7 protein-coding genes and 1 riboswitch are annotated in these 5,259 nt (G+C 53.6%); of the genes, 3 read left to right on the top strand and 4 right to left on the bottom strand.

Annotation, left to right across the window (positions count from 1 at the left end):
- The 3 genes from AC1DO7_RS39045 to AC1DO7_RS39035 all read left to right on the top strand — a co-directional run.
- A partial coding sequence (locus tag AC1DO7_RS39045) for a lysozyme inhibitor LprI family protein (protein WP_477117406.1) occupies positions 1 to 388 on the top strand: 388 nt, incomplete at its 5' end.
- 77 nt (positions 389 to 465) lie between these two features.
- Entirely contained in the window at positions 466 to 783 is a 318-nt protein-coding gene (locus tag AC1DO7_RS39040) for a hypothetical protein (protein WP_477117405.1), read from the top strand.
- Between the two features lie 93 nt (positions 784 to 876).
- Positions 877 to 1,077, top strand: a complete 201-nt coding sequence (locus AC1DO7_RS39035) for a hypothetical protein (protein WP_477117404.1) — start codon at positions 877 to 879, stop codon at positions 1,075 to 1,077.
- Here the strand turns inward: AC1DO7_RS39035 and AC1DO7_RS39030 are convergent.
- The 4 genes from AC1DO7_RS39030 to AC1DO7_RS39015 form a co-directional block, all read right to left on the bottom strand.
- Entirely contained in the window at positions 1,066 to 1,752 is a 687-nt protein-coding gene (locus AC1DO7_RS39030; protein WP_477117403.1) for a hypothetical protein, read from the bottom strand. The genes AC1DO7_RS39035 and AC1DO7_RS39030 overlap by 12 nt on opposite strands.
- Positions 1,753 to 1,754: 2 nt before the next feature.
- The gene (locus tag AC1DO7_RS39025; RefSeq protein ID WP_477117402.1) at positions 1,755 to 2,105 is read right to left on the bottom strand and encodes a hypothetical protein; all 351 of its coding nucleotides are present in this window, start codon (positions 2,103 to 2,105) and stop codon (positions 1,755 to 1,757) included.
- Positions 2,106 to 2,257: 152 nt separating this feature from the next.
- Positions 2,258 to 2,331: riboswitch (SAM riboswitch) on the bottom strand.
- Positions 2,332 to 2,352: 21 nt separating this feature from the next.
- Positions 2,353 to 3,069, bottom strand: a complete 717-nt coding sequence (locus tag AC1DO7_RS39020; protein ID WP_477117401.1) for a DUF2971 domain-containing protein — start codon at positions 3,067 to 3,069, stop codon at positions 2,353 to 2,355.
- Positions 3,070 to 3,353: 284 nt separating this feature from the next.
- The gene (locus AC1DO7_RS39015) at positions 3,354 to 5,180 is read right to left on the bottom strand and encodes a recombinase family protein (protein WP_477117400.1); all 1,827 of its coding nucleotides are present in this window, start codon (positions 5,178 to 5,180) and stop codon (positions 3,354 to 3,356) included.
- Between the last annotated feature and the right edge of the window lie 79 nt (positions 5,181 to 5,259).

Below are 5,259 nucleotides of genomic sequence, written 5' to 3'. Positions count from 1 at the left end.
GGCTGAGGCGGCACCGTCGCCGGTACCTCAGTCCGAAGGGAAGTCCGCTGTCGAAACTGCACCAGCAACAGCAGCGGCAGCACCGCAACCGGCACCGCAGGCACCGACAGCACAGCCGGAAGCATCGACGCCCGCAATTGCAGCCAGCTTTGACTGCGGGAAGGCGTCGTCCAAGATCGAGAAGCTGATCTGTTCGACCCCGGAAACCGCCGACGCTGACCGGCGCCTTGCAGCCGCATACGCCGCCGCCAAGTCGAAATCCGCCGATCCAAGTGCGGCCAAGGCCGATCAGGTGGCATGGATCAAGCAGCAACGCAATGCCTGCGGTGATGCGGCCTGTCTTCTGAAGACGACCGAAGCCCGCATCCAAGCCCTGTCCACGATGTGACGCCGTTCCAAGACTAGACCCGACCGCCGTTCATCGGCGGTTCTTCATTATTCGACCACTGACAACCGGAGAAGTCTATGAAAGCTCAATTGATTATTGGTTTGTTGCTGGCTGCTGGCGCGACGGCAGCGAACGCACACGTCATCGGCACCATCAAGGATGGCAGCGAACGCATCACGCTGACGGACAAGCGTTCATGTGATGGCTGCGAATATGAGGCCAGCACGACCGCGAAGGGCATGAATGCAAACTGGAACTACACGGACATCGACGGCATCATCCAAGTTGACGAATTCGATGGTATTCACCCGGCAGAGTCGCGGAAGTACAACCTTGGCAAAGATGTGCATCTGACTACGTTCGGCAAGAAGTTCATCGGACCGGCTAACGACTAAGCCCACGAGGCTGTCATAGCGGGACGACAGTACGCCGGATGTCGTCCCGGTCGTTCAACCAAGACCAGCGGAGTCTACGGATGGAGAACCTATTTGACGAAAATCTTCGCTGAATCCGACATCGCCATCGACGCCCTTGAAGCCCACATCCGCGACAGCGGCTTGGTTCCTCACAAGGTCCAGCCTGACGGCATCTGGCTACGCACCGAGAACGGCATCGGGTTCCGCGTTTCTATCATCGAGGACCGGAAGTTCTTCCGCATCGGGACTAGACGCACAAGATCATTTTTTTGATGGACTTCCGGTGCCCTGCTCAAAAAATAGGCAATGTTTGTTCATCATGAGATAGGTACACCCGGTATTTGCATCAGGCTTGTCCGATGTATCAACATCACCAGTGATGGTCAGCCGGATTGGTTCATCATCGAATGTGGGATGGTACAGGTAGCCCTTGATAAGACCCCTGAAGAACGTTCGGCCTTCGTGTTTTGCGAAGTTCTCCTTCACGATCTTTTTCACGTAGGTCAGTTGATCTTCCCAAGACCATGTCGATATATCGTCTGGCAGGCGGGTGTTGAAGCGACCGTTTCCACCTGTGACGCAATACAGGGTTATCTGGGTCGGGCGGGAAAGTTCAGGGATCACTTCGATGAAAGGGTGGAAGCATTTCCTTACTTCATCTTCCTCACGTTTGGCTTCGTCCGCACGCCTTTGCTGCATCTGTACATCGTTGGCGGCCATCACCACAGCGAGTTGGTCACTGCCCACGGCGAACCGGCTGGCTTGAATCCTATCCAGCAGCAACGCGTTGCCTTCACCCCACTCAAGCCAGCCATCAAGGGATGCCATGACCTTGCTGAAATTTGAATAGCCAAGTTCAGCAAAGAAATCCTTCGGGGCCAATCCTGACCGGGCCATCACGTCCAGAAGCAGCTTGCCGATGGGATAGTCGGAGAAACGAGGTTTCATGATCAGTCTCCCACACGGTTTTCGAACCGCCCATGCTCGGCATATGGAACAAGGGCAACGAGGAAACTGGCGATGTGCGGCAGGTCGTATGCGTACACCGGAAGCAGACTTTGCTTCATCCAGTGCGCCGAACGGATCACACGAAATCCGCCAATGGCACCGTTCGTGCAGCGCGCAGCTACGGCATCCCGCACTTCATTACGTGGCTTGGTGAAGAGGAAGGAACTGGTGCGGACAGTGCCGGGCAGTCCGGTTAGCAGGACGTGGTCTGGTGGCGGCGTATCCCGTTGGAACTGGAAGTTCTCGAACAGTCTGTCCAAGGAAGGCAGAACACCCAATATCGGCTGTGCCATTTGCATCTCCGTGCCCCGATGATTCCGGCGATCACCGGCCTTCGGGGTAGAGAGGCATGGCGACCCTTTAGCAAGCATTTGTGAGTCGCGCTGCAAGTAGTCATAACTCCGCGACGTAAAACGAAAAAACCCGTTCAGCTTGCAAAAAGCTAAACGGGTCTCCCACGCTTTAGCTGCATTTTTAACGCCCCCGCAAGCTGATCTTCAAATCGGGGCGAAGTGATCCTATCAAGGCAGAATACTGCTGTCAAGCCACGCCGGGATAACTCAAAACAGCCGAATGTGTCACATTTATCGCTGGATATGAGCGCCCTAGATACGCTTCGACGGTCGGCTTGAACCAACCTGCCGCATATGGGCAGACGACGATGCCTTCGATCAGTTCAGCAATGTCGATGTCTACGCGTCGCGAACCGTCCGTGATTGGGTCTTCCAGCATTTCCTTATAGCTGTTGAAGGTCTTGCCAACCGGCAGTTTGAGACCAACTACCAACCGATACTCTCGTTCGTGTTCGTAGAACCGCGCCTTATGGAAGAGGTGTTCGAACCCACTGCTATAGCCATTAGGCTGGAAGTCGTCGCGGCTGTAGTCAATGTATCGGACATTGCCGTCGTGGAAAAGTTGGTCATGGCATGCCCGCAATGCCTGCTTCAGCCGCCCAACGGTTGTCTTGATGGCTATCCCATCGTTGCCGTTGGTGAACGCCTTCCACATCGCATAGGATTCCATGTCGCTTCTATGCCAGCAACTGACTGCGAAGTGGTGTAGGTGCTTGGTATCGTCGGCAACGTCAGCCAGTATGCGGGCACGGACATCTGGTTCGAGGCCGGTGATCGAATCTAGCTGCCGCGTCGTCTCGGCGATAACACCAGCTACACGGGACACCGGAACCCGCAGTTCATACGGCTCCTTCTTGCGCAATTCCAAGGCAGTCGTGAAGTGCAGTTGCTTGCTTTCCAGCATGCCGAAGAACTTCGAAAAATCCGTGTAGTGCCATATCACCTGATCGTCTGGCACTGGTTCATACGGAAGGCATCTGATCATTGGGGTAGCCTATGGATATTCGGTACCCCAATATTAGCCCGGACAGCCCGGTTGATCTGGAAGGAGATCGACTTCCAGATGGCCTTCAGTCATGGATGCCCTGTCCGGTCAACCTATCGTCTTCGCCAGATCGGCAGCAGACGGATGGTAGTACCGTTTCAACATGGTCAGGCTGCGATGTCCCGATACCGCCGCTACCAATATCAGTCCCACGTTCCCAATTCAATGACTGCTACTGAAGGATCATCGAAGGTTGGACTAACGACACTGTACCCGCCTTTCTTGGTTTGGATCAGGAAATGCCTGTCTATATCCCTGCGCGATGCATAACGTCCCCGCCCCCCTCTCCCTTGCTTTCTGGGAGAGGTTTGATACGTCAGCATGTGACTTTCGATACTCGCTTCATCAAACCCACTTTCGATCAGCCCCGCCCTTATACGTTCGATCTGTTCCGGTGTCTTTAGGCTACCTGCCGGATATACTTTCACGACTTCAATCACTCGCCTAATTTGTGCAGCCAGCGCAACACGAACAGCAAACAAGGCTTCGCCATCCAATGATTCCATCCGGGAAATTAAATCACGGATCGTTTCACCGGCCAACTCAAAATCGCGTTTCGCGTCTGCGATGATATTCAGTTCCGCATCAAGTTTCTTTTCCGATTCATTCAGCCGATCTAATTCATCTTCCAAGATACGAATCCTATCAAGGATAACGGCAGGTGCCTTCCCAACGGCGATGGCATCGGTTAGATTTTTCGATTGGTGGCGATTTTCCTCAATTTCTGCCTTCACAGCCTGCAATTGCTCCTCAATCGAAAGTGCACGGTCCTTCGCTTTCGCAGGTTCTGCAACTGCCAAAATCTGCCCCAATTCAAGCCCGCGACAGAATGACAAGAAACTAGTTTCGAATTCCTTATAACCCCACTGGACGGCATAGCAGCCTAATCCACGTCGCGCACCGTCACATACAAGCACTTTCTTTGACGGTCTCTTGGTTTCACTTCCATCGTCATTCTTGACTCGTTTCGCAGCCGCTCCCGCCAGAACCATCGTACTATTGCAGTACCCACACTTAACCACGCCGCTTAATAGATTCGGTACATCAGCGCCCTTCCTAGCCTTACCTCCGCCGAAAGCGTTTTGCGATCGAAGACTTTGCAAGAAGTAGAAATCTTGCTTCGAAATAAGCGCCGGATAATAGTCCACAACCGGATCGCCGTGGGGTACAGCCTTCCCACCTTCAAAAACTGCCGGTTGAAACTCCCCATATAATGCAGGCGAAGTGAGAATCTTCTGAATATAGCTTGAATGCCAGCCGTTTCCATGATTTGAAAATGGCGGAACCGACCGGGCATTCAGGATTTTGGCGATTTGTGACTGCCCCATCCCGTTTTTCGCCGACCGGACGATTTCTCGTACAATTTCAACGCGATCCGGGATGAACTCAAATGTACACTTATCATCACTCAGTCGCATCCATTTTGGACACTGCGCCGTCAGCTTCTTTTCGGAAATAAGCTCACGCTTATTACTCCACGCCGCCCTTATCCGATGACTTTTCATCAGAGATTCATCGTGTGCCCGCGCCATGATCGTTATGGAGATGATCAGGTCAGACACATCTTGTTTGCCGGGATCATAGACCCGCCCATCGGCCAGCGTGACAATCGTAATTCCCTTCTCCAAGATCGACATAAAGAGCGTCAGTGCGGCGCGAACCTTGTCGCGGGACAGCCGGTCAAGCGACTCAACCAGCAGATAGGACCCAGCCGCTACATAACCTTCCTCCACGGCGGTCAAGAAAGCCCCTAACTCGCCACGTTCGATATTCGACCTATCAAATGCGGATACGCCAAGATCATGCAGATTAAGCGATGTGTCGAGCGTCAGGCCGTGGTCGGCAGCGTACTTCTCAGAAAGCGCCATCTGACGACGCAACGAATCGCCCTTCTTTTGCTCTGGGGTGGAGAACCGTATGTACGAGTATGCTGTGGGCACAATACTTCTCTTTTTGTCGACTGACATCATTGTAGTCGAAAGATGTATTCATAGCCTCGACTTTCTGATCAGGTGGCCGATGCCGGTGCGCGTGAACAAGGTCCAGTCC

The sequence above is a fragment of the Cupriavidus sp. 05N40 genome (assembly GCF_056397305.1).
The sequence above is the reverse complement of the archived record's forward strand: the minus strand, read 5'-3'. Positions and strand labels throughout refer to the sequence as shown.